The sequence below is a fragment of the Yoonia sp. I 8.24 genome (assembly GCF_022096995.1).
Taxonomy (GTDB): domain Bacteria; phylum Pseudomonadota; class Alphaproteobacteria; order Rhodobacterales; family Rhodobacteraceae; genus Yoonia.
Window position 1 is genome coordinate 63,922 of the sequence record NZ_JACXGQ010000007.1, and the last position, 20,714, is coordinate 84,635.

Sequence of the window (20,714 nt, forward strand, 5' to 3'; positions counted from 1 at the left end):
ACTTTGCTTACTTTGCTTATAAAGAATGTAGTGAGCTAAAGCAGACTTAAATATAGAAGGAAATGAGAGCAGCAAAGTCCGCTTAGCGTTCTTTGCTACCAGCTACGCTAGAGGTCCGGTGTGGTGCCTTGGGGGACTGCCGAGAGCTCGTTTACATGAAAGGCTTTCAAAAACCCAAAAGACACGCTGCAATATCTGAAATGGACGTGGTGCTAGCGGCTGATTTTCATTACTGTCCCGCGGTATGACACAGTCCAAAGCATTTCTTGACGTCGCCCAATCTGCAACCGGACGGCGGTGGGTCGGCCCCTCTATCGAAGAAGACCGCCTTTCAGAGGCGATGACCCAATCCACGGGGCTGCCTGCCCCTTTGTGCCGAACCTTGGTGCGGCGTGGTGTGGCTGATGACGCGACCGAAGCCTTCCTCTCCCCGACCCTACGCGACCTTCTGCCGGACCCGCATGATCTGCGCGACATGGAAAAAGCCGCCACGCGGTTCCTGAAGGCCGTGCAGGCACGCGAACGCATTGCGATTTTTGCGGATTACGACGTCGATGGCGGCACCTCTGCCGCACTGCTAATCAATTGGCTGCGTGACATGGGGCTAGACAGCACGCTCTATATTCCGGACCGCATCGACGAAGGTTACGGCCCCAATGATGACGCGATGGCGATGCTGGCCAAGGACCACGATCTGATCATCTGTGTGGACTGTGGTACGCTTTCACACGGACCAATCGCTGCGGCCGCCGGGGCCGAGGTTATCGTGCTTGATCACCACCTTGGCGGTGAAACCCTGCCCGATTGCGTGGCGGTGGTGAACCCAAACCGCCAAGACGAAAGCGGTGATCTGGGGCATCTTTGTGCCGCTGCTGTCGTATTTTTGATGCTGGTCGAAGCCAATCGACAAATGCGGGCCGCCGGGGCCAAAGGGCCGGACCTGATGGCGATGCTTGATCTTGTGGCGCTGGCGACGGTTGCCGATGTCGCCCCGCTGATTGGGGTGAACCGCGCTTTTGTGCGCCAAGGTTTGACCGTCATGGGGCGGCGGCAACGGATCGGGTTGACCGCACTCGCCGATGTAGCAGGACTAGACCAAGCGCCGACCAGCTATCATCTTGGGTTTTTGTTAGGACCGCGGGTGAACGCTGGCGGGCGGATCGGGCAAGCAGATCTTGGTGCGCGGCTTTTGGCAGCGACAAACCAGCACGAGGCCGAAGCCATGGCCAGCAAGCTCGACCAGCTCAACACAGAACGGCGCGAAGTCGAAGCACAGGTCCGCGATTTGGCGCTTGAGCAGGCGACGGCCCGCGGGCTTGATGGGCCGCTGGTCTGGGCGGCTGGCGAAGGTTGGCACCCCGGCGTTGTTGGCATCGTCGCGTCGCGGCTTAAAGAAGCCACCAACCGCCCCGCGATTGTGATCGGGCTCGACGGGGACGAAGGCAAAGGGTCAGGGCGTTCTGTGTCCGGCATTGATCTTGGCGCGGCGATTCAACGCGCCGCCGCCGATGGGCTTTTGATCAAAGGGGGCGGGCATAAGATGGCCGCCGGCCTGACCGTCGCCCGTGACCAGCTAGACGCTGCGATGGAGCGCATTGGGGCGCTTTTGGCGAAACAAGGGGCCGCCGATATTGGCCCCGCTGATTTGCGCCTTGATGGGCTATTGATGCCGGGGGCTGCGACTGTCGAATTGGTCGAACAGATTGAAAAGGCAGGACCATTTGGCGCAGGTGCCCCTGCCCCTCGGTTTGCGTTTCCGGATGTGCAAATCCTATTTGCCAAACAAGTTGGAGCCAACCATCTGAAAGTCACCTTTGGGGACGGGCTGGGCGCGCGGATCGATTCTATTTGTTTTGGCGGCATGGATGGGCCGATGGGGTCGATGCTTATGGGGCATAAGGGCGCGCGGTTCCATTTAGCTGGTCGGCTCGAGATTAACACATGGCGCGGGCGGCAATCCGTGCAACTGCGCCTCGAAGACGCCGCACCCGCCCACTAAAGACATTCCGCGCAAAAAGTAAAAATAAATCAAAATACCTCTTGCGCCCTACGCGCAGTTTTTCTAAAAGCGCCACACACCAAGTGCGGTCCCTTCGTCTATCGGTTAGGACGCCAGGTTTTCAACCTGGAAAGAGGGGTTCAATTCCCCTAGGGACTGCCATTGGTGTGAAACTTCCCCCGCTCACAAATTGTCGTTTGCCTTATCCTTCCCAGGGTTTAGGTTTCTGCGTGATACATCACGAAGGAACAAACTGATGCCACTCAAATATCTGCATACAATGGTGCGGGTCAAAGACCTTGAAAAAACCATGGCATTCTTTACCCTACTTGGACTGAAAGAAACCAAGCGTCACGATGTTGAGGCTGGACGTTTTTCCCTGATCTTTATGGCCCCTGAAGGCCAAGAGGATTGCCCAGTAGAGCTGACATATAACTGGGATGGCGATGATGAATTGCCGTCCGACAGCCGCCACTTTGGGCATCTCGCCTATGAGGTCGACGATATTTACGAAACCTGCCAGCACCTGATGGATAATGGCGTGACGATCAACCGCCCGCCGCGCGATGGCCGCATGGCATTTGTGCGTTCTCCCGACAATATTTCTGTCGAGCTTTTACAAGCAGGCGACAACCTGCCAAGCGCGGAACCATGGGCAAGTATGGAAAACACGGGCCATTGGTAAGAGCCGCCCTCTTTGCCGGGTTTTGCATCTTTGCGAACCCGGCTGAGGCCTGCCGCCTTGCGCTCGTCTTGGCGGTAGATGTGTCGTCTTCGATCGATGCCGCCGAAGACAAATTGCAACGCGCGGGGCTTGCCGCTGCCCTGGTCGCGCCCGATGTACAAACCGCCTTTATGGCCAGCCAAGACCCGGTCGCCTTATTTATTTTTGAATGGAGCGGGCGATACAACCAAGATGATATCCTGCCCTGGACCATCATCACCGGCCCCGATGACCTGTATTATGCCGCGCAAACCATTTTGGATAGCAGCCGCGGTCATGACGACTTCCCGACCGCAATGGGATATGCGCTAGGCCATGCGGCGATCCAGCTACAAAACGCGCCAACTTGCGATTTTCATACCATCGATGTTGCGGGCGACGGTATTAATAACGAAGGGTTTGGTCCCGCGCAGGCTTATGCTGCCTTCCCATTTGATGGGATCACGGTAAACGGCTTGGTCGTTGAAAACAGCGCCGGCAGCGTCGATGCGGACCCACTGACTTTCTACCGAGATCAGGTAACCCGTGGGCCCGGAGCATTTGTCGAAATCGCCAATGGTTTCGCAGATTATGAAAACGCGATGCGTCGCAAATTGATCCGCGAGGTCACGCCGCTTATCGTGGGTGAGTCAGCGCATGAATTGCAAAGCATCGCGATTTTGTCGCCCTAATAAATATAGCGGATTTGCTCGGTCCAGTACCGTTCGACCCGCCGCAGTGATGCGGTGATCATGTCCAAACCGTCGTGATCAAGCACTTCACGGTCAACCAGCCCATCGGCATGTGTCAAAAACAGCTTTGCGACGATAGCGCGGACATTGCGCCCCTTTTCCGACAGGCGCACGCGTACGGACCTGCGATCAATTTCGCTGCGTTGGTGATGCATATAGCCAAGATCAACCAGCTTTTTCAGATTATATGATACGTTGGAGCCTTGATAATAGCCGCGTGTTTTTAATTCTCCCGCTGTGACCTCATTATCGCCGACGTTAAACAGCAAAAGCGCCTGAACCGCATTAATTTCGAGGATACCCACGCGTTCGAATTCATCTTTGATCACATCAAGCAACAAGCGATGGAGCCGTTCAACCAGTGTTAATGCGTCCAAATAGCTTGCCATGAAGCTGGCACTACGCGCGGCCGCAAGCCCTGACGGATTTGGACCATCAATGTCGGTATGAATGCTCATCTTGTCTACTCCGTCTTCAGCTTGGGTACTTGGCTAAAACAAAATAAAAAACATTCAGTTAAATGCTAAAATTGTAACGATTTTTCAAAATACAAACTCAAGGATGCTGCTCTCTGATCGGGCGCACCCCATCATCAAATTGCACATGACGTCGGCGAAAAACGCGCTCTGCGACGCAGCTTGGATCAGTGATGCGATCCATGCGGAAATGACGAAAACCGTTGCGGGTCGGATCCCAAGACACCAAATACCAAAGCGGCGGCAGGATCAGCATGGCTTGCGGTTCAACCTCTCTTTGCGTGACCGCCCCTTTTGCATCGCGATATTGAAACCGAAGATATTGCCGTTCAAGAAAAGCCGTTTCAAATGCGGGCAGTAACGCAGGGTCCATCGCGCCCATGTCCGCAATATTCACCTGTGGCGCAAGCGGCCCAACGTAAAGGCAATCCAAAAACCGGCGCAGGTCGCGGATTTTATCCGAAGGCAGCGCCTTTTCGATCTTCGCAAGCCCCGCGTCGGCAAGCCCCGCAAACGGCAGGTTCCCAGCCGCGCGCATCGATGCCACGCTGATCAGCAACGCAAAGACCTCTGCCACTGACAGCCGCGCCGTGGTCTGCAATGATTGCGGATCAAGCTGAAGCCCGCCGCCGCGCCCCGGTTCAGAATGAATGACGAACCCCTCATCGCGTAGCGCGCAGATATCGCGTAACACAGTCCGCCGCGAAGCGCCGACCTCTTGTGCAAGCTCAGCAATCGTTGCGGTGCCGTTGCGGCGCAGGCTGCGCACAAGTGTATCTTGTCGATGACGCGGGTTCATTTTTGCAGGTTACCAACAATTGGTGCCAAAATTTGGCACTAATTCAATTTAGATCTTCGTGCATGATGCAAGCAAGGAGAAATGACATTGCAAACTTATCCAACTGACTTTCCGGCACCGACCCAAATTCACGTGAATGGGGTGGACCTTGAAGTCTTTGAAGCAGGCCCCGAGAACGCGGGAAACCCCATTGTGCTGTGCCACGGCTGGCCCGAGCACGCCTATTCTTGGCGCTATCAAATCCCCGCACTTGTGGCCGCCGGTTACCACGTCATTGCACCCAATCAGCGCGGATACGGAAATTCATCCTGCCCAGATGCGGTCGAGGCTTATGACATCACGCAGTTGACCGGGGACCTGATCGGCTTGCTTGATCACTTTGGCTATGAGAACGCGATATTTGCCGGACATGATTGGGGGGCGAATGTCGTCTGGGGGTTGGCATTGTTGCACCCCGCGCGGGTGCGCCGGATCATCAACCTCGCCCTGCCATACCAAGCGCGCACCCCGGTGCCGTGGATCGCCTTTATGGAAGAGTTCTTTGGTGGCGACCATTATTTCGTCCACTTTAATCGCCAACCCGGCGTTGCCGATGCCATCCTTGACGCGAGCCGCGCGCAGTTCTTGCGCAACTTGTTTCGGAAAAACCTGCCCCAAGCGGCACCCGAACCGGGTATGATGATGATTAATCTTGCACAGGCAGAAACAGCGCTTGGCGAGCCTTTGATGGGCTCGGATGATCTGGAGGTCTATATCAATGCGTTTCACCGATCCGGTTTTACAAGCAGTATCAACTGGTATCGCAATCTGGACCGGAATTGGCACCAATTGGCCGATGTGCCCCCAGTGATCAAAGTTCCAACCTTGATGATCCATGGGGACCACGACCTGATCCCGCAGTCAGAAAACCTATCTGAGTTTGTACCAAATGTTGATGTGGTCAGCTTTGATTGCGGCCATTGCATTCAACAAGAAAAGCCGTCCGAGACAAATGCAGCAATGCTGGATTGGCTGGCCAAATCATAAAATCTGCGCCCGCTGGCCAAAACCGGCGGGCGTGACTTTATGCAGGGCGTGTCACCCCATGCGCGCCTTTGGTGATCTGCGCGATCAGCGCGGTATAACGGTCAGGCACAGCGAACTGCCCCCCGACCCATCCATAGATATCATGGTCATTTTCAGCCAGCAAAGCATCATAAAGCGCCAATTCCGCGTCAGACATATCGCCCAGATGCACATCAGAGAAGGCCGATAGGATCAAATCCATTTCTTTGATCCCGCGCCGCATTGACCGCATCCGCATCCGTTTGATCATGGCCTCACGTGTTTCGGTCATGACTGTTCCTTAATCGCTGTGCGCAGTCGTTTTTCGAGCTGCCCCAGCTTTTTCGCGGATTGGCTCATCTGCGAACGTAAAAGGCGTATTTCAGACAAAAGGTCAATCAGATCAGACGATATCAGCGTTGCGTCTTCGGGGGCATCGGGGCCTTCGCCTTCGCCCGTCAGAAGCCAGCTAAGCGACACCCCCAGCAAACCTGAAAGCATCTGCAAGCGGTTCGCGCGGGGTTCTTTCGTGTCATTTTCCCAGCCTTCAATCACCGAGGTTTTCACCCCCAAACGGCTTGCCAATGTCTTTTGCTTTAGTCCTGCCGCTTCGCGTGCGCCCGCAAGCCGATCACCAAATGTTGCCGCATCCTCACCGAACCAATCATCATTTACGTCTGTCATTTGCAATATCCTTGTTGCTTGCGCTCATAGGTTGCCCCATCCTATGACAGGCATAACCACAAATTACCACCGGATGACCACTATGACCTTTCTTTCAGCGACCCTTGACCGTGTGAAGCCGTCCCCGACAATCGCCGTCACCACCAAAGCCGCCGAACTCAAAGCGGCTGGGCGCGATGTCATCGGGCTTGGCGCCGGTGAGCCGGATTTTGACACCCCACAAAACATCAAAGACGCAGGCATTGCCGCGATCAATAATGGTAAAACAAAATACACAGCCGTCGATGGCATTCCAGAGTTGAAGCAAGCGATCTGCGCAAAATTTATCCGCGACAATGACCTGACATATACCCCCGCCCAAGTGACCGTCGGCACGGGTGGGAAACAAGTGCTTTACAACGCCTTTATGGCCACGTTGAACCCCGGTGACGAGGTGATCATCCCTGCCCCCTATTGGGTTAGCTACCCTGATATGGTGCTGCTTGCGGGTGGCGAACCGGTCACGGTTGCGGCATCGCTGGAAACCAATTTCAAAATCACGCCTGAACAACTAGAGGCGGCGATCACCCCCCAAACCAAATGGTTCTTGTTCAATTCGCCCTCAAACCCCACCGGTGCGGGCTATTCTTGGGATGAGCTAAAAGCGCTGACAGATGTCTTGGTGCGCCACCCGCATGTCTGGGTGATGACCGATGATATGTATGAACATCTGGCCTATGGTGATTTCAAATTCTGCACGCCCGCACAGGTAGAACCGAGCCTCTATGACCGCACATTGACCGTCAACGGCGTTTCCAAAGCCTATGCGATGACAGGCTGGCGTATTGGCTATGCCGCCGGACCAGAGCCATTGATCAAAGCGATGCGCAAGGTGCAATCGCAATCCACATCAAACCCCTGTTCCATCAGCCAATATGCGGCGGTCGAGGCTTTGAATGGAACCCAAGATTTCCTTGCGCCCAATAATGATATGTTCGTGCGCCGGCGTGATCTGGTTGTTGATATGCTCAATGCCGCGCCCGGCATTGTCTGCCCCAAACCCGAGGGCGCGTTTTATGTCTACCCTTCGATCGCGGGCTGTATTGGCAAAACAACTGCCGCTGGCACATTGATAGACAACGACGAAACCTTTGCGACCGCCTTGCTTGAAGAAACCGGTGTTGCGGTGGTGTTTGGCGCGGCCTTTGGCCTATCGCCAAATTTTCGGGTCAGCTACGCCACATCAGACGCCGCATTGACTGAAGCCTGCACACGCATCCAAACCTTTTGCAAAGGGCTTTCATGAACGATCTGCCGCCATACTACTTTCGGGTCCGCGACAACGGGGCGGCTGTGTTTCGGCTTGATACCGCAAACCGACAGCGCCGGATTGAGATGGAGCAGATCGCGGTCGTGAATACCAATCGCGGCGATTACAAAGCGCATGGCGACTATCGTTTGACCGCCGAAGATAGCGCGGCAATTGATGACTGGTTGGCACAGCGCCGCGCGTTGCTCGCCGCACGCGATATGGATGATATCCATCGCACGATTGATCAAATGAACATTGCAACGCAATGGGCGCAGTCAAAAGCCAGCGACGATCAGCTTGAGGCCGTCACTGATCGGTTCTTGCTCGCGATGCATGATCTGCGCAGCGTGCTGGTACGCAAAAAAGCGGATCGCCTCAAAAAGCCCGGCGATTAAACCGCCTGTGGCAAGGGCCGGCCTTCGTCCCATGCGATAATATTATCAAGCGCCATTTGGCCCATTGCTTCGCGCACTTCCAACGCGGCCGTACCAAGATGCGGCAACAGCACCACGTTTTCCATCGCACGAAACGCGTCGGGCACTCTGGGTTCTTGCGCAAAAACATCAAGCCCTGCGCCCCCGATCTGCCCCGCTTGCAAAGCGGCGATCAAGGCTGCTTCGTCAACCACATCCCCACGGGCAATATTGATGAAAACCCCGCGCGGCTTCATCTGCGCCAAAAGGGTTGCATCGATCATATGGGTATTCGCACCACCACCGGGTACGGTCACCACAACGATATCCGCCTGCGACATCAACGTAGCAAGGCTATCCACCTGCTGCGCCGGGAAATCAACGGTCTTTTCTGAGCGGTTGAAATAGACCACGGGCATCTCAAAACCGAAATGACAGCGCCTTGCCACGGCCTGCCCAATGCGACCCATCCCAATAATACCCACAGTCTTTCCGGTGACATGCGTGCCTAGCATCTGCGTCGGCGCCCAGCCGTCCCATTTGTCAGCGCGCACAAGACGTTCACCTTCACCCGCGCGGCGGCAGGTCGAGAGGATCAAAGTCATGCCAATATCGGCAGTGGCATCCGTGACCACATCAGGGGTGTTCGACAACGCCACACCCGCAGCCTTAGCCGCACCTGCATCGATATGATTATAGCCCACACCAAAGTTCGCGAGCACCCCACAGCGCAACGCGCCGTCAAAAGCGGGCGCACTAAAATCATCGCCCAATGTCGTCAGGATCGCGTCATAGCCCTTCAACGCCGCGTTGGCCTCGACCGTGGTCATGCCTGTAGCGACATCGCGAAGGGTCACATCATAGCGCGCCTTGGCCGCGTCAATCGTAGCCTGTGGAAACTTGCGGGTCAGCAGTAGTTTTTTCAATGTAGGCGCCCCCCCACGGGCACATTTTGATCCGGCCCAACCAAAACAATCGCGCCACTGTCATCCGGCATCCCCAACACGAGAACCTCAGACATGAATTTACCGATCTGACGCGGCGGGAAATTCACCACGGCCAAGACCTGTTTGCCGATCAAGGCTTCGGGCGTGTAATGCACCGTGATTTGCGCCGATGTTTTCTTTTCGCCGATGTCGCCGCCAAAATCGATCCAAAGCTTGATCGCAGGTTTGCGGGCCTCTGGATAGGCTTCGGCGCGCAGCACGGTGCCGACACGCACATCGACCTTCAGAAAATCGTCAAAGCTGATCTCATCCACGGCTCAATTCCTTTGACCGATCCGCAGCCGCCGTCACGGCACGCTGTAACAGCGCTGGAAAACCAGCGTCTTTATCCATCAAGACCTCAAGCGCGGCTTGGGTCGTTCCATTGGGCGAGGTGACATTGACGCGCAACTGGCTGGGGTCTTCCTCAGCGGTTTCGGCCAGTTCGCCTGCGCCGCCAACGGTCGCTTTGGCCAATGCCAGCGCTAAATCGGCTGGTAACCCTTCGGCTTCGCCTGCCGCGGCAAGGGTTTCAATCAGATGGAATACATAGGCGGGGCCCGATCCTGACACGGCGGTCACCGCATCCATTTGATCTTCGCTGTCCAACCGCACAACTTGGCCTACCGCAGCAAGCAAAGCGTCGGCCAGATCCATATCCGCATCATTGGTGGCGGTATTCCCAACAAGCGCTGTAATCCCGCGCCCAATCGCAGCCGGGGTGTTGGGCATTGCGCGCACAATCGGGGTGGTGGCGCCCAGCATGTCTTCGAAAAGGCCCAAGGGCGTCCCCGCCGCGACCGAAATCACCAATGTCGCGCCGCCGCCCAATGATGTGACATCTGGCAGCGCCTCGGCCATCATCTGCGGCTTGACAGCAACCACAACAATCGCAGGGGATTCCGGCAGGTCTGCGCCGATATTCACGCCCTGCATTTTCAACCAGTCCGACGGGTTCGGGTCGATCACCCAAACTGACGCAGCGGGCAATCCATTGCGCAACCAACCCGCAAGCATGGCCGAGCCCATCTTGCCACATCCCAAAAGAACAAGGCCGCGCTTTGCGACGTCATGCATATCCATCATCTGTACCTAACTGTTTGATTGGCACAAGATTACGCAAAGCGGCGCAGACGTGAAACCCCCAAACGCGCCAGACTTAGGCGCGCCCGTAGGCCCCACCAATGGCAATCCGCACCGCCTCTGCGGGGGTGTTATCCGCCCATGTGACCAGTTGAATGGCCGGGTAATACTGTTCGCAGGCATTCACAGCAGCGTTGATCATTGTGTCGATCTGATCGGGGCCGGCCATCTGATCACCCGCAAGCATCAAGCCATACCGATAAACCATCAGCTTTTGCTCATCCCACCAGGTAAATGATCCCGCCCAGCAACGATCATTGATCGTATTGAGCGTCTCATACAATGCAGGCAAACGGTCCGTCGGCGGCTCCATCTCATAGGTGCAAATCAGGCGCAGCGTTTCGTCATAGGCGGACCAAGCAAGCGTAATGGAGTAATTGCGCCATTGCCCACACACCAGCATCGCGATCTGGTCATCATGTACGCGATCGAACTCCCATTGGTGATGCTCTGCAATATGTTCCACCAGATCAATCGGGTGGGCATCTTCGGCCTCAAGATAGTGCTCGGAAAGTGCCATTGTGCCTGCCTCGCTACGTTGGCGCAAAGGTAATGGCAGTCACCTAGCGCTATGTACCTACTCAAGGGGCTGTGTTGTTCATGTTTATCCCCTACTACATATCGTTGCAGCGGATTCAGATTCTGTAAAGCAATTTGTCGGGGATAAGTCGCATCACGGCAGGATTTCTTGTGGATAGTTCGCATTTATTTCCAAGGTGCGTGCGTCAACTCACCGAACTACGCGGCTTGTGTCTTTACGACAGGTCAACACACGCGAGATAGTCTGCGTCACATTCCAAGAGGCCCATACATGTTTCATCGCGCGATCGCTCGTAACCCGGCTGCGAACCGGCCTGTCTCTCCGGCCCGGCCAGACAGCCGCAGCAAACACATGCAGACAGCAAAAAACTGCCCGACCGTGGGTCACCTTTCCGCACTGCAAAAACAGGCAAATAACGCGCCAACGGTCCAAAGACAGATCAAAATTCAAGGCGATGCGCGTAAATTCGAGACCAAAGGGGGCAAGGCGACACGCGACCTGATCGAAGAAATAATGCCGCAGTCCTATAATCTTGCCCGCGGCTGGATCAACGGCGTGTATAAGATGGCGGGCGACACCCAGAGCGACGGCTCGCCAATTGTACACAACTATGCAAGCGTGTCGGACCTGATCGTGGCGCTGCAGGGTCTCTATCCCAAAGTTGAAACCGCAGGCCCCTACGACCGGCCTAATTTTTCGTCCGCCGCTTATTTTCTCGCCAAGGTCGTAGCGTCGCTGAATAGAGGGCAGGATTTAATGGGGCTGGCGTTGGGAGACAACGATCTGGCGCTGCCGCACCGGATGTCGTTCCGCGATATTCGGGAAAGCACCAGACGCTTTGTAGAGGGCACCGAAACCCAAGGCGATCTGACGCGATGGACTGACAGGCTCATTCAAGCCACATTGGATCGCATCGCGATGAGCACGGATAGATTCTCGCAAATTGCAGCACGTCTGAGTGCGATTGGGCCTTCGGCACCGGAAGCAATCGGTCTAGGTAACATCATGGCGCACGAAAGCGACTATTTGGCCAAGGCGCAGGCCTCCGTGGCGTTTGCAAGCCAAAGCCGGGCAAAACTGACCGTAGCCGTCGCAGGTCAGAACGATGCCGCAAAGACAGCTGCGCTCAAAATTTTCCTCAAGGCATTCAACGAAATCCACGGCAATATTCCTGACGTCGGACAGCATGTCGCCATCAACATCCCCGTCAGCAGTGCAGGGCATGCACATTTCCTTGCGTCCGCGACGGCCAATGCAGCGCCACCCCCTTCTCCGGGAACGAAGGCGCTTTTGGCCCAATCTCCGCACCGTATCCCCGACGGCATCGCGACAACAAGCGACGGCAAATATATCATCGGCCCACAAGGTCAACTGATGGATAAGCTCGACATCGGTCAAAGCGCATTGGATGCAATAAAAAGTTTGGGTTCAAAGCCCACAAGCGTGACCCGCGAAAGCCGCAACCAAGATTCACACAAGCGCAGCGCGGAAGGCAGATTTGATCCATCGCTTGCGCAAGAACAGAAGAAACAACCCGCTCCACCTTGGTGAACGCCAGCTGTCGCCTAACAGAGCAACGCAGCAGCATTGGTGGTTGCAAATTCCCTGTGCCGCAATCAATCTGCTGCAAAAAAGGACCGCCACATGAACATCGACCTCCTCAAACGCCTGTGTGAAATCCCCGGCGTCCCCGGCAATGAAGACCGGGTGCGTGACCTCATCACATCCGAAATCGACGGGCTGTTTGATGCGGTAACAGTTGATCCGATGGGATCTTTGTTGTGCAAACGGGATGCCACTGGGGATGACCCGCTCAAGATTATGCTCTTGTGCCATATGGATGAAATCGGCTTTTTGGTCAGCCATATCGACAAGAACGGCTATCTTTACTTGCAGCCTGTTGGCGGATTTGATCCGCGCAACCTGTTTTCGCGCCGCGTTTTGGTGTGCACCGACGACGGCGACTATAAGGGTGTGATGAACCCGGGCGGTAAACCGGTGCATATTGCATCGCCCGAGGACCGCAAGAAAATCCCCGCTGTGGGCGAATTTTTTGTCGATCTCGGCATGGGGGCCAAGGCCCATGACGTGGTGAAGGTCGGTGATTTTGTCGTGATGGATGAACCGTTCTTGGAAATGGGCGACAAATTCGTGTCCAAGGCGCTTGATAACCGGATCGCCTGTTGGCTCGGGATCGAGGCAATCCGGCAACTGGGTGACAAGGGGCGCGGCGCTGAAATTCATGTCGCCTTCACCTGCCAAGAAGAAGTCGGCCTGCGCGGCGCGCGCACGGCATCCTTTGCGATCAAGCCTGACATCGGGCTGGGCATCGACACCACGCTGGCCTGCGACACGCCGGGTATTCCTGAAAAAGACGCAACCACCCTACAAGGCAAAGGGTTCGGGCTGCATATCCGGGATAGTTCGTTTATTGCCGACAAAGTCTTGGTCAAGGAAATCGAAGCCATCGCTGTCAAAAACGACATCCCCTACCAGCGGACCATGCTTGCCGCTGGTGGCCAAGATGGGGCCGCCGCACAGCAAGCGGCCGCAGGCGCACGCGCGATCGGGATCGTGGTCGGCACGCGCTATATCCACACGGTGACCGAGATGGTCGAAAAGGGCGACCTGCAAGCCGCGCTGGATGTGTTGGTGGCGTATTTGTCCGAGTTTTGAACCCGCCCAAAATCACCGTTGATCTGGTCCGCGCAATGATTGCGGACCAGTTCCCACAATGGGCGTCCCTGCCTATTCGCCCTGTCGCCACATCGGGATGGGATAATCGCACATTCCATTTGGGTGATGAAATGTCCGTGCGCCTGCCAAGCGCGGCGCACTACGCGGCCCAAGTGGACAAAGAACAGATCTGGCTCCCGCGGCTTGCGCCACACCTGCCGCTGCCAATCCCGGTGCCTATAGCGATGGGGCAACCCTCATGCGGCTACCCCTACCGCTGGAGCGTGATGCCTTGGCTTGCCGGAACATCAGCGAACGATGCCGAAGAGACAGACAAACATGCAATTGCGGCCCAACTTGCGGCATTCCTGCGCGCCTTACATGCAGCCCCTGTCCTCGGCGGACCACCTCCCGGTGCGCATAACTTCTATCGCGGCGGCGATTTGAAAATTTATCAAGATGACGTCACGCGTTGCATAAACACGCTTGGCGACCGCGTCGATGCTGCCCAAATCAGGGCAATATGGGATAGGGCGATTGCAACATCATGGGCCGCAGCTCCTGTCTGGCTGCATGGCGATGTCGCCCCTGGCAATTTTTTGATTGCAGATAATCAACTGAGCGCAGTGATTGATTTTGGCGGCTGCGGGATCGGCGATCCGGCCTGCGACCTGACGATCACTTGGACCTATTTTGACGGGCCTGCGCGGGCAGAGTTCATCCTCCACATGGGCTACGATACAGACACTTGGGCCCGCGCCAAAGGTTGGGGCATATGGAAAGCGCTCTTACGCGTTTGCGATGATCACGCACCCATAGGCGTCTTGGTGGCGTATTTGTCCGAGTTTTGAATGTCACAAAAACCACTGGTCCGCGCATTCATTGCGGGCCAGTCTAGTCTTCACTACGGGTGGGCGCTGGTATGAACTGAATGCCGCCAGTGCTTTCAGAACGAGTAAGCTGTCGGAGTAGATCCTGACGCTGCACCGGATTCGCAAATTCAAGAATTGCGTCAGCCTTAAGAGCACCAATGGTAACTGGATTGTCGATCTCGCGTTCGAGCTGATCAATCTCGTTCGCATAGCCGATAAAAATACCAATAAAGCCTGCGCCTAGTGCTACTTGCTGAACAAGATCTTCAACGGCAACTTCTAATAACATAGTTGCTGCACTCAATTGCACGGCAAATTCTTCCCCTACCTTCACCTGTGGGTCGTCAGACCCCGAAAGTGGTATGCTTGCTCGCGCTAGCTCTAGCGCAGCGATGTGTTGTTTGAGATAATTCTGCGAGAAAACGTCTTCTACAGTCATATCGTCGTCAGCACGCAGGAGTGTCGCAATCGCCTCAAGCTGAGCGGGGGAATAAACGGAAAGGTAAGATTCAGCCGTATAACCTAAGAAGCGATCAACAAATGGCGCAACGTCTTCATCCGGAACCAAAGCTGCAAACCGGTCTTGATCAATCAGTTCGATGCCCAAACCTGCAAGTGGTTCAAAATAGACATCGGCGAATGATTCATTTAATCTCCCTCGAAAGGAATCTAATCCCTCTGGGCCCAATTGACGTTGTGCAATGAAGCGCGCGTCGCTTTCAGGCGTGGCAAACGCCGCGTGACCACAAGTCAAGGTCAATACCAAGCACAGTGTTCTGGGAAAATTCATAAATGCGCCTATAGACAGCTAACTCATTTCCCCTCAAGCGCCGCAATCCGTGCTGCCAGCGCTTCGTTTTCTTCGCGTGCTTTTTGGGCCATGGCCCGCACGGCGTCGAATTCTTCGCGCGTCACGAAATCGCGGTCGGCAAGCCAACGATCCATCATGGATGACATCGCGGTTGAGGCTTCGTCTTTGGCACCTTGGGCCACGCCCATTGCGTTGGTCATCAATTGGCTGATGTCGTCGAATATTTTGTTCTTGGTTTGCATCGTCTTCTCCGATCAAGTTGCTACCTATATGGGGCCTGAACAGCCTGTGATCAAGCGCCCAAGCTGGTTGACTTCGTCGCAGCAGCATTAGAGGAATAGCCCATGTTTGCAGCAATCCCCTTTCCCGATATCGGGCCCGAAATCGTCTCGGTCACTTTGTTTGACCGCACCTTTGCGCTGCGTTGGTACGCGATGGGGTATATTGTTGGCATTTTCTTAGGCTGGCAGCTGATCAAATACGCGCTGCGCCGGGCAGACATTTGGCGCAATGACCCGCCGATGCAGACCAGCCAGCTTGAAGACTTGCTAACCTATATCGTGGTCGGCGTGATCGCGGGCGGGCGGCTTGGTTATGTTTTGTTCTATAAACCCAGCGATTTTCTCGCCCACCCGCTTGATATCATCAAAATTTGGGAAGGTGGGCTCTCGTTTCATGGCGGCTTCTTAGGTGTCATCGTTGCCGTTTATCTGTTCAGCCGCCGCAATAAGATTGTCCTGTCGGAACTGGCCGACATCATCGCTATCGCCGCCACCCCGGCCATTTTGCTGGTGCGCTGCGCGAATTTCATCAATGCGGAACTATGGGGGCGCCCCACAGACCTGCCGTGGGGGGTGATCTTTCCGGGGCCTGCCGCGCAATCATGCGCCACCATCCTTGAAGACTGCGCGCGCCACCCCTCGCAGCTGTATGAGGCCGGGCTCGAAGGCTTGCTACTTGGCACCGTATTGATGGTTTTGGCCTTCCGTTTCGGCGCGCTAAAGAAACCTTGGCTTTTGACGGGCGTGTTTTTCGCAGGCTACGGCATGGCACGGTTTTTGGTCGAATTTGTGCGCCAACCAGACGCGCAATTCCAAAGCGTCGGCAATGAATTGGGGCTTGCGTTCCTTTACAACGGCTGGGGGTTGACGATGGGGCAAACATTGACCTTGCCAATGATCTTTATCGGGCTTGCGCTTGTGGTCCGGGCCCGTCGGTCGTGACCCCGCTTGGCACGCAGATGATTGCCCGGATCGGCCGCAGTGGACCGATCACATTGGCCGACTATATGGCTGATTGCCTGATGCACCCTGATCACGGATATTACGCAACCCGCGACCCGTTTGGCACAGCGGGCGATTTTACCACCGCCCCTGAGATCAGCCAGATGTTTGGCGAATTAATCGGGTTGTCTCTGGCGCAAAGCTGGCTGGATCAGGGCGCGCCGTCGCCGATGACACTGGCCGAGCTTGGCCCCGGACGTGGCACATTGATGGCCGATATCTTGCGGGCGACGAAATCGGTGCCCGGCTTTCACGCGGCGCTCACGGCGCATTTTGTTGAAACCTCGCCCGTGCTGCGCAACGCACAAGCTGCGGTCGTCGCCGATGCTACTTGGCACAATGATGTGACCACGCTGCCCGATCAGCCGCTCTGGCTGGTCGCAAATGAATTCTTCGATGCGCTGCCCATCCGGCAATTTGTTCGTGATACCGACGGCTGGCGCGAACGGATGGTTGGTGTGACTGATGACGCGCTGACGCTTGGGCTGTCAGCTGCGGCGCCGATTGATCTGCTTGACCACCGGTTGGCCGATACCAAAGCGGGCGATTTGGTCGAGCATTGCCCCGCGCTATCAGGTATCGTGCATCAAATCGCGGATAAGATCGCGCGTTTCGGCGGTGCCGGGCTGATCATTGACTACGGAGACTGGCAATCGCTGGGCGATACGCTGCAAGCACTCTCGGCGCATGAAATGGTCGATCCGCTGGCGCAACCCGGCCAAGCTGATCTGACCGCACATGTCGATTTCGCTGCAATTGCGGCCCACGCGACCCCCACCAAATACAGCCGCCTGACCCCACAAGGCATCTTTCTAGAACGGCTGGGGATTACGCAACGCGCCCAAAGATTGGCGCAGAAGCTACAAGGCGACGCGCTTGACGCGCATATCAAAGCACATCGGCGCTTGACCCACCCCAGCGAAATGGGCGACCTTTTCAAAATCATCGCCCTTTACCCGGCCACCGTAACACCGCCCCCCGGATTAGAACCATGACGCTTGATATCATTACCAGTCCTGATCTTGATGGGGTGACCCACGGCTTTTTTGGTCGCAAAGGTGGTGCATCGTCGGGTGTGTTTGCTGGTCTGAACTGCGGTTATGGCAGTTCAGACCAGCATGAGGTCGTCAGCATCAATCGCGCGCGGGTCGCGGATGCAATGGCGCTCGCGCCGACGCAAATGGTTGGGGTGCACCAAGTGCATTCAGCCGATGTGGTTGTTGTCGACGCCCCCCTTGACCCTCAGCCCAAAGCCGACGCGCTTGTCACCGCAACCCAAGGGGTGGCCCTGACGATCTTGACGGCTGATTGCCAGCCCGTGCTTTTCGCCGATCATAAGGCAGGCGTTATCGGCGCCGCCCATGCCGGATGGAAAGGCGCGTTGAATGGCGTCTTAGAAAACACTGTCACGCAAATGGAAACCCTTGGCGCGCGGGCCAAAGATATTACGGCAGTGATTGGCCCCTGCATTAGCCAACGCGCCTATGAAGTCGGACCGGAATTCATGGATCAGTTCACCGCCAAGGACCAAAAATTTGATCGGTTTTTCGTCGCTGGTAAAGGCGACCGGATGCATTTTGATCTGCCCGGTTTTGGGCTACATGTTTTGCAGGCATCCGGGGTCAGCACCGCGCGCTGGACGCACAATTGCACCTATGCAGATCCCGAAAGGTTCTTCAGCTATCGGCGCAGTGTGCACCAAAAAGAAGCCGATTATGGTCGGCTAATCGCGACAATCCGGCTGTAGCCTAGCGGATTATTCACGACTACGCCGTAAAAATGCCCATTTTACAACCAATGCTAATAGGCGTTGGGTCGCATGAGCTGCCCCGCGTAACCTAGGAGCATCTCTATGGAGCGACACAATTCCACAATTTGACACAACCTTTCCGTAGCGGCGCGCAAAGCGCAGGCGAAAGTGATCACGCGACGAACCTAGTACCTTCACCCGCACCTCGCAGGCGGAAAACGGCCCAAGAAAATCAAATATTTTGACAATTGGACCGCTAAAGACTTTGAACGACCTAGGAAATTAACCAATCATCAGAGCAGCTTGGCTTGCGAAATCAACTTCTGAAATGATGGGCATGTAAATGAAGACATCCTCTGACACGGAGGCAGACACAACGATTCAGACGCCTCTGACATCAGGGGCTTCGACGGCACGCCGTGGTTCGCAGCACCAAAACAAAACACCCACACGCAAATATGAAATCATCTATCGGAATGCGGCGGGTGAAATTGTTGAAATGGCGCGCGTGGCCCCCGCGCAGCCGACATTTGAAAACGCATTTGGCGCGCTTGGGCGTGGGGCAATGGTTTCGACCAATAATGGCCCGATGACCGTCGAAGACCTATTGCCGGGCGATCGCATTCGGCTTGCCAATGGTGAACTTGAAACTTTGCTATGGCGCGGATCGATGGTGATACGTCCCGACGATCCACATATAAATTCGGAACATAGCTGCCTGACCCGCATCACAGCCGAGGCGCTCGGACCAACACGCCCGATGCCTGATCTTGTCCTTGGGCCAACGGCACATTTGTTGCACCGCGCAGCTGGCGTGCGGACCCTGACCGGCAAGCGCGCCGCCTTTATCCCGGCCCGTGATTTTGTGGATGGCAACCAATTTATTGCGCTGCGCCCGACAATTCCCGTGCAGGTCTATCAGCTTGGCTTTGACCGGCAAGAAAGCCTGCTGGTCAATGGAATCGAGATTGAAAGCCTGCACCCGGGTACATTCTTTGGACTGGGGCTGCGCGGCGACATGCTGACACAATATCTGGCGCTTTTCCCGCATAAGCGTGATTTGCAGGATTTTGGCGAAATGCGAAACCCGCGCCTTCGGATGCGCGATTTAGAATTGCTTGGGTAGCCGCGCCCAAAACCGCAAGTTCAGCAAGACCGAGGCCACAGCGAGCCCAACAACCAGCCCAAACCATAGCCCAATTGCGCCGTATCCGAACCAGAACGCCAAAGCATAGCTGGTTGGCAGACCAATAACCCAATAGCTGACCGTCGCCATCACCATAGGCACCGCCGTGTCTTGGACCCCGCGTAGCAGCCCCAATGCCATCACCTGTGCGCCGTCAACAATTTGGAACAAGGCGGCAACAAAGACCATCTGCACACCGACTGACAACAGCAGGCCGCGTGCGGGTTCATCTGGATCAATAAACAGGCCAACCAAGAACTCAGGAAATAGCATAAACAGTGCAGATGTCGCTAGCGCAAAGACCCCCGACATGGCGCTCGCGGCAATGCCGCCCCGGCGCAACCCGATGGGATCTTTGCGGCCCAGCGCACGGCCCGCACGCACGGTCGCCGCTTGGCTAAAGCCGATGTGCACCATAAACGTCAGGCTTGCCAATTGGATCGCGATCCCATGCGCGGCCAGTTCAATCGCGCCGATCCAGCCCATCATCACGGCACTTGCGCTAAACAGCCCGCCTTCGGCCAAAGAGGTCAGCCCGATTGGCCAGCCAAGCATAAAGACTCGGTTCAAAATCTCGCGGTCGCTGCGCCAAAAATTCTTGAACAGTTGAAACTGCGGCAAGACACGCAGCGTATAGCCTACCAGGACCAGCATCGACACGATCGTCACCGTCACCGATGCAATCGCGGCCCCGCGAATCCCCAATTCTGGCGCGCCCCAATTGCCAAAGATAAGCGCGTAATTGACGAAAACGTTCAGCACCGCCGCACCAATCGTCGCCCAAAGTAGGATCGCGGTATGCTCAAGCGCCGAAAGAAATGATTTCAACGTCATCACGATCAGCGCCGGGATCATCTGCCAAATCGTGATCTGTAGATAGAAATGCGCCAGCTGCGCCACATCCGCGTCTTGGCCAATGGCGATCAAAATATCTTCGGCCCACAGAAACGGCAGGGTCACGCAAAGCCCGTAGAATATGGAGAGCCAAAGCCCCATGCGCGTGACACGGCGCACTTGGGTTTCGTCATCCTCTTCCGCCGCTAGGGCCACCAATGGCGTCACCGCTTGGGCAAAGCCCGCGCCGACAATGAACACCACGAACAGCAGCGTCCCCGCAATCGTCGATGCCGCAAGCGCAGTCACATCATACCAGCCCAACATGATCGTATCCGTCATATGGATCGCAAACTGCGCCACATGGCTGAGGATCAAGGGCATGCCCAATTTGGCAACCGCTTTGACATGTTCCGGGTATGATTGGGTTTGGTGTTTCATTTGCAAATGCTTAGGGGGGATTTGACACCC

The 20,714-nt window shown here is 55.9% G+C and carries 24 protein-coding genes and 1 tRNA gene; 14 read left to right on the forward strand and 11 right to left on the reverse strand.

Annotated features, from left to right (window positions below; translation table 11 throughout):
* Positions 1 to 244 precede the first annotated feature (244 nt).
* The 4 genes from recJ to Yoon_RS14165 all read left to right on the forward strand — a co-directional run bounded on the left by recJ (position 245) and on the right by Yoon_RS14165 (position 3,394).
* Positions 245 to 1,999 carry a single-stranded-DNA-specific exonuclease RecJ gene (gene recJ / locus Yoon_RS14150; RefSeq protein WP_238113043.1) on the forward strand — a complete coding sequence of 585 codons (1,755 nt, stop codon included), beginning with the start codon at positions 245 to 247 and terminating at the stop codon, positions 1,997 to 1,999.
* An 87-nt stretch (positions 2,000 to 2,086) separates the two neighbouring features.
* Positions 2,087 to 2,161: transfer RNA gene (locus Yoon_RS14155), tRNA-Glu, on the forward strand.
* Between the two features lie 94 nt (positions 2,162 to 2,255).
* Positions 2,256 to 2,684, forward strand: coding sequence for a VOC family protein (locus Yoon_RS14160; RefSeq protein ID WP_238113045.1), 429 nt, complete (start codon positions 2,256 to 2,258; stop codon positions 2,682 to 2,684).
* Complete coding sequence (locus Yoon_RS14165; RefSeq protein WP_238113046.1) at positions 2,651 to 3,394, forward strand: DUF1194 domain-containing protein; 744 nt, start codon at positions 2,651 to 2,653, stop codon at positions 3,392 to 3,394. The genes Yoon_RS14160 and Yoon_RS14165 overlap by 34 nt, the downstream gene beginning before the upstream one ends.
* On the opposite strand, the gene Yoon_RS14170 is transcribed toward Yoon_RS14165, so the two are convergent.
* Complete coding sequence (locus Yoon_RS14170) at positions 3,391 to 3,912, reverse strand: MarR family winged helix-turn-helix transcriptional regulator (protein ID WP_113775665.1); 522 nt, start codon at positions 3,910 to 3,912, stop codon at positions 3,391 to 3,393. The genes Yoon_RS14165 and Yoon_RS14170 overlap by 4 nt on opposite strands.
* Positions 3,913 to 4,009: 97 nt before the next feature.
* Positions 4,010 to 4,729 (reverse strand): YafY family protein, encoded by a 720-nt coding sequence (locus tag Yoon_RS14175; RefSeq protein WP_238113047.1) that lies wholly within the window; start codon positions 4,727 to 4,729, stop codon positions 4,010 to 4,012.
* An 81-nt stretch (positions 4,730 to 4,810) separates the two neighbouring features.
* Here Yoon_RS14175 and Yoon_RS14180 point away from each other — a divergent pair, with 81 nt between their 5' ends.
* The gene (locus Yoon_RS14180) at positions 4,811 to 5,755 is read left to right on the forward strand and encodes an alpha/beta fold hydrolase (RefSeq protein WP_238113048.1); all 945 of its coding nucleotides are present in this window, start codon (positions 4,811 to 4,813) and stop codon (positions 5,753 to 5,755) included.
* Positions 5,756 to 5,792: 37 nt separating this feature from the next.
* On the opposite strand, the gene Yoon_RS14185 is transcribed toward Yoon_RS14180, so the two are convergent.
* Complete coding sequence (locus Yoon_RS14185) at positions 5,793 to 6,065, reverse strand: succinate dehydrogenase assembly factor 2 (RefSeq protein WP_238113049.1); 273 nt, start codon at positions 6,063 to 6,065, stop codon at positions 5,793 to 5,795.
* The gene (locus Yoon_RS14190; RefSeq protein WP_238113050.1) at positions 6,062 to 6,457 is read right to left on the reverse strand and encodes a helix-turn-helix domain-containing protein; all 396 of its coding nucleotides are present in this window, start codon (positions 6,455 to 6,457) and stop codon (positions 6,062 to 6,064) included. Before Yoon_RS14190 ends, Yoon_RS14185 begins: the two co-directional genes overlap by 4 nt.
* A gap of 82 nt (positions 6,458 to 6,539) precedes the next feature.
* Between Yoon_RS14190 and Yoon_RS14195 the strand changes: the two genes are divergently transcribed.
* Positions 6,540 to 7,742, forward strand: coding sequence for a pyridoxal phosphate-dependent aminotransferase (locus Yoon_RS14195; protein WP_238113051.1), 1,203 nt, complete (start codon positions 6,540 to 6,542; stop codon positions 7,740 to 7,742).
* Positions 7,739 to 8,143, forward strand: a complete 405-nt coding sequence (locus tag Yoon_RS14200) for a hypothetical protein (protein WP_238113052.1) — start codon at positions 7,739 to 7,741, stop codon at positions 8,141 to 8,143. The genes Yoon_RS14195 and Yoon_RS14200 overlap by 4 nt, the downstream gene beginning before the upstream one ends.
* Here the strand turns inward: Yoon_RS14200 and Yoon_RS14205 are convergent.
* The 4 genes from Yoon_RS14205 to Yoon_RS14220 all read right to left on the reverse strand — a co-directional run bounded on the left by Yoon_RS14205 (position 8,140) and on the right by Yoon_RS14220 (position 10,810).
* Complete coding sequence (locus Yoon_RS14205) at positions 8,140 to 9,087, reverse strand: D-glycerate dehydrogenase (protein ID WP_238113053.1); 948 nt, start codon at positions 9,085 to 9,087, stop codon at positions 8,140 to 8,142. The genes Yoon_RS14200 and Yoon_RS14205 overlap by 4 nt on opposite strands.
* A complete protein-coding gene (locus Yoon_RS14210; RefSeq protein ID WP_238113055.1) occupies positions 9,084 to 9,422 on the reverse strand; it encodes a tRNA-binding protein in 339 nt (112 codons plus the stop codon). Before Yoon_RS14210 ends, Yoon_RS14205 begins: the two co-directional genes overlap by 4 nt.
* Complete coding sequence (gene proC, locus Yoon_RS14215; protein ID WP_238113236.1) at positions 9,415 to 10,230, reverse strand: pyrroline-5-carboxylate reductase; 816 nt, start codon at positions 10,228 to 10,230, stop codon at positions 9,415 to 9,417. The genes Yoon_RS14210 and proC overlap by 8 nt, the downstream gene beginning before the upstream one ends.
* A 76-nt stretch (positions 10,231 to 10,306) precedes the next feature.
* Positions 10,307 to 10,810 (reverse strand): YbjN domain-containing protein, encoded by a 504-nt coding sequence (locus tag Yoon_RS14220; RefSeq protein WP_238113057.1) that lies wholly within the window; start codon positions 10,808 to 10,810, stop codon positions 10,307 to 10,309.
* Between the two features lie 291 nt (positions 10,811 to 11,101).
* Here Yoon_RS14220 and Yoon_RS14225 point away from each other — a divergent pair, with 291 nt between their 5' ends.
* The 3 genes from Yoon_RS14225 to Yoon_RS14235 all read left to right on the forward strand — a co-directional run bounded on the left by Yoon_RS14225 (position 11,102) and on the right by Yoon_RS14235 (position 14,358).
* Positions 11,102 to 12,382 carry a hypothetical protein gene (locus tag Yoon_RS14225; RefSeq protein ID WP_238113058.1) on the forward strand — a complete coding sequence of 427 codons (1,281 nt, stop codon included), beginning with the start codon at positions 11,102 to 11,104 and terminating at the stop codon, positions 12,380 to 12,382.
* Positions 12,383 to 12,475: 93 nt separating this feature from the next.
* Positions 12,476 to 13,507 (forward strand): M42 family metallopeptidase, encoded by a 1,032-nt coding sequence (locus Yoon_RS14230; protein WP_238113059.1) that lies wholly within the window; start codon positions 12,476 to 12,478, stop codon positions 13,505 to 13,507.
* The gene (locus Yoon_RS14235; protein ID WP_238113060.1) at positions 13,504 to 14,358 is read left to right on the forward strand and encodes an aminoglycoside phosphotransferase family protein; all 855 of its coding nucleotides are present in this window, start codon (positions 13,504 to 13,506) and stop codon (positions 14,356 to 14,358) included. The genes Yoon_RS14230 and Yoon_RS14235 overlap by 4 nt, the downstream gene beginning before the upstream one ends.
* Before the next feature lie 43 nt (positions 14,359 to 14,401).
* Here the strand turns inward: Yoon_RS14235 and Yoon_RS14240 are convergent, their stop codons facing one another.
* A complete protein-coding gene (locus Yoon_RS14240) occupies positions 14,402 to 15,169 on the reverse strand; it encodes a hypothetical protein (protein WP_238113061.1) in 768 nt (255 codons plus the stop codon).
* Positions 15,170 to 15,192: 23 nt separating this feature from the next.
* The gene (locus Yoon_RS14245; RefSeq protein WP_238113062.1) at positions 15,193 to 15,432 is read right to left on the reverse strand and encodes an accessory factor UbiK family protein; all 240 of its coding nucleotides are present in this window, start codon (positions 15,430 to 15,432) and stop codon (positions 15,193 to 15,195) included.
* Positions 15,433 to 15,534: 102 nt separating this feature from the next.
* Here Yoon_RS14245 and lgt point away from each other — a divergent pair, with 102 nt between their 5' ends.
* The 4 genes from lgt to Yoon_RS14265 all read left to right on the forward strand — a co-directional run bounded on the left by lgt (position 15,535) and on the right by Yoon_RS14265 (position 19,349).
* The gene (gene lgt / locus Yoon_RS14250; RefSeq protein ID WP_238113063.1) at positions 15,535 to 16,413 is read left to right on the forward strand and encodes a prolipoprotein diacylglyceryl transferase; all 879 of its coding nucleotides are present in this window, start codon (positions 15,535 to 15,537) and stop codon (positions 16,411 to 16,413) included.
* Complete coding sequence (locus Yoon_RS14255) at positions 16,410 to 17,468, forward strand: class I SAM-dependent methyltransferase (protein WP_370642181.1); 1,059 nt, start codon at positions 16,410 to 16,412, stop codon at positions 17,466 to 17,468. Before lgt ends, Yoon_RS14255 begins: the two co-directional genes overlap by 4 nt.
* Complete coding sequence (gene pgeF, locus Yoon_RS14260) at positions 17,465 to 18,220, forward strand: peptidoglycan editing factor PgeF (RefSeq protein ID WP_238113064.1); 756 nt, start codon at positions 17,465 to 17,467, stop codon at positions 18,218 to 18,220. The genes Yoon_RS14255 and pgeF overlap by 4 nt, the downstream gene beginning before the upstream one ends.
* A 346-nt stretch (positions 18,221 to 18,566) precedes the next feature.
* Positions 18,567 to 19,349 carry a Hint domain-containing protein gene (locus tag Yoon_RS14265; protein WP_238113065.1) on the forward strand — a complete coding sequence of 261 codons (783 nt, stop codon included), beginning with the start codon at positions 18,567 to 18,569 and terminating at the stop codon, positions 19,347 to 19,349.
* On the opposite strand, the gene Yoon_RS14270 is transcribed toward Yoon_RS14265, so the two are convergent.
* Positions 19,332 to 20,684 (reverse strand): MATE family efflux transporter, encoded by a 1,353-nt coding sequence (locus Yoon_RS14270; protein ID WP_238113066.1) that lies wholly within the window; start codon positions 20,682 to 20,684, stop codon positions 19,332 to 19,334. The genes Yoon_RS14265 and Yoon_RS14270 overlap by 18 nt on opposite strands.
* Positions 20,685 to 20,714 lie beyond the last annotated feature (30 nt).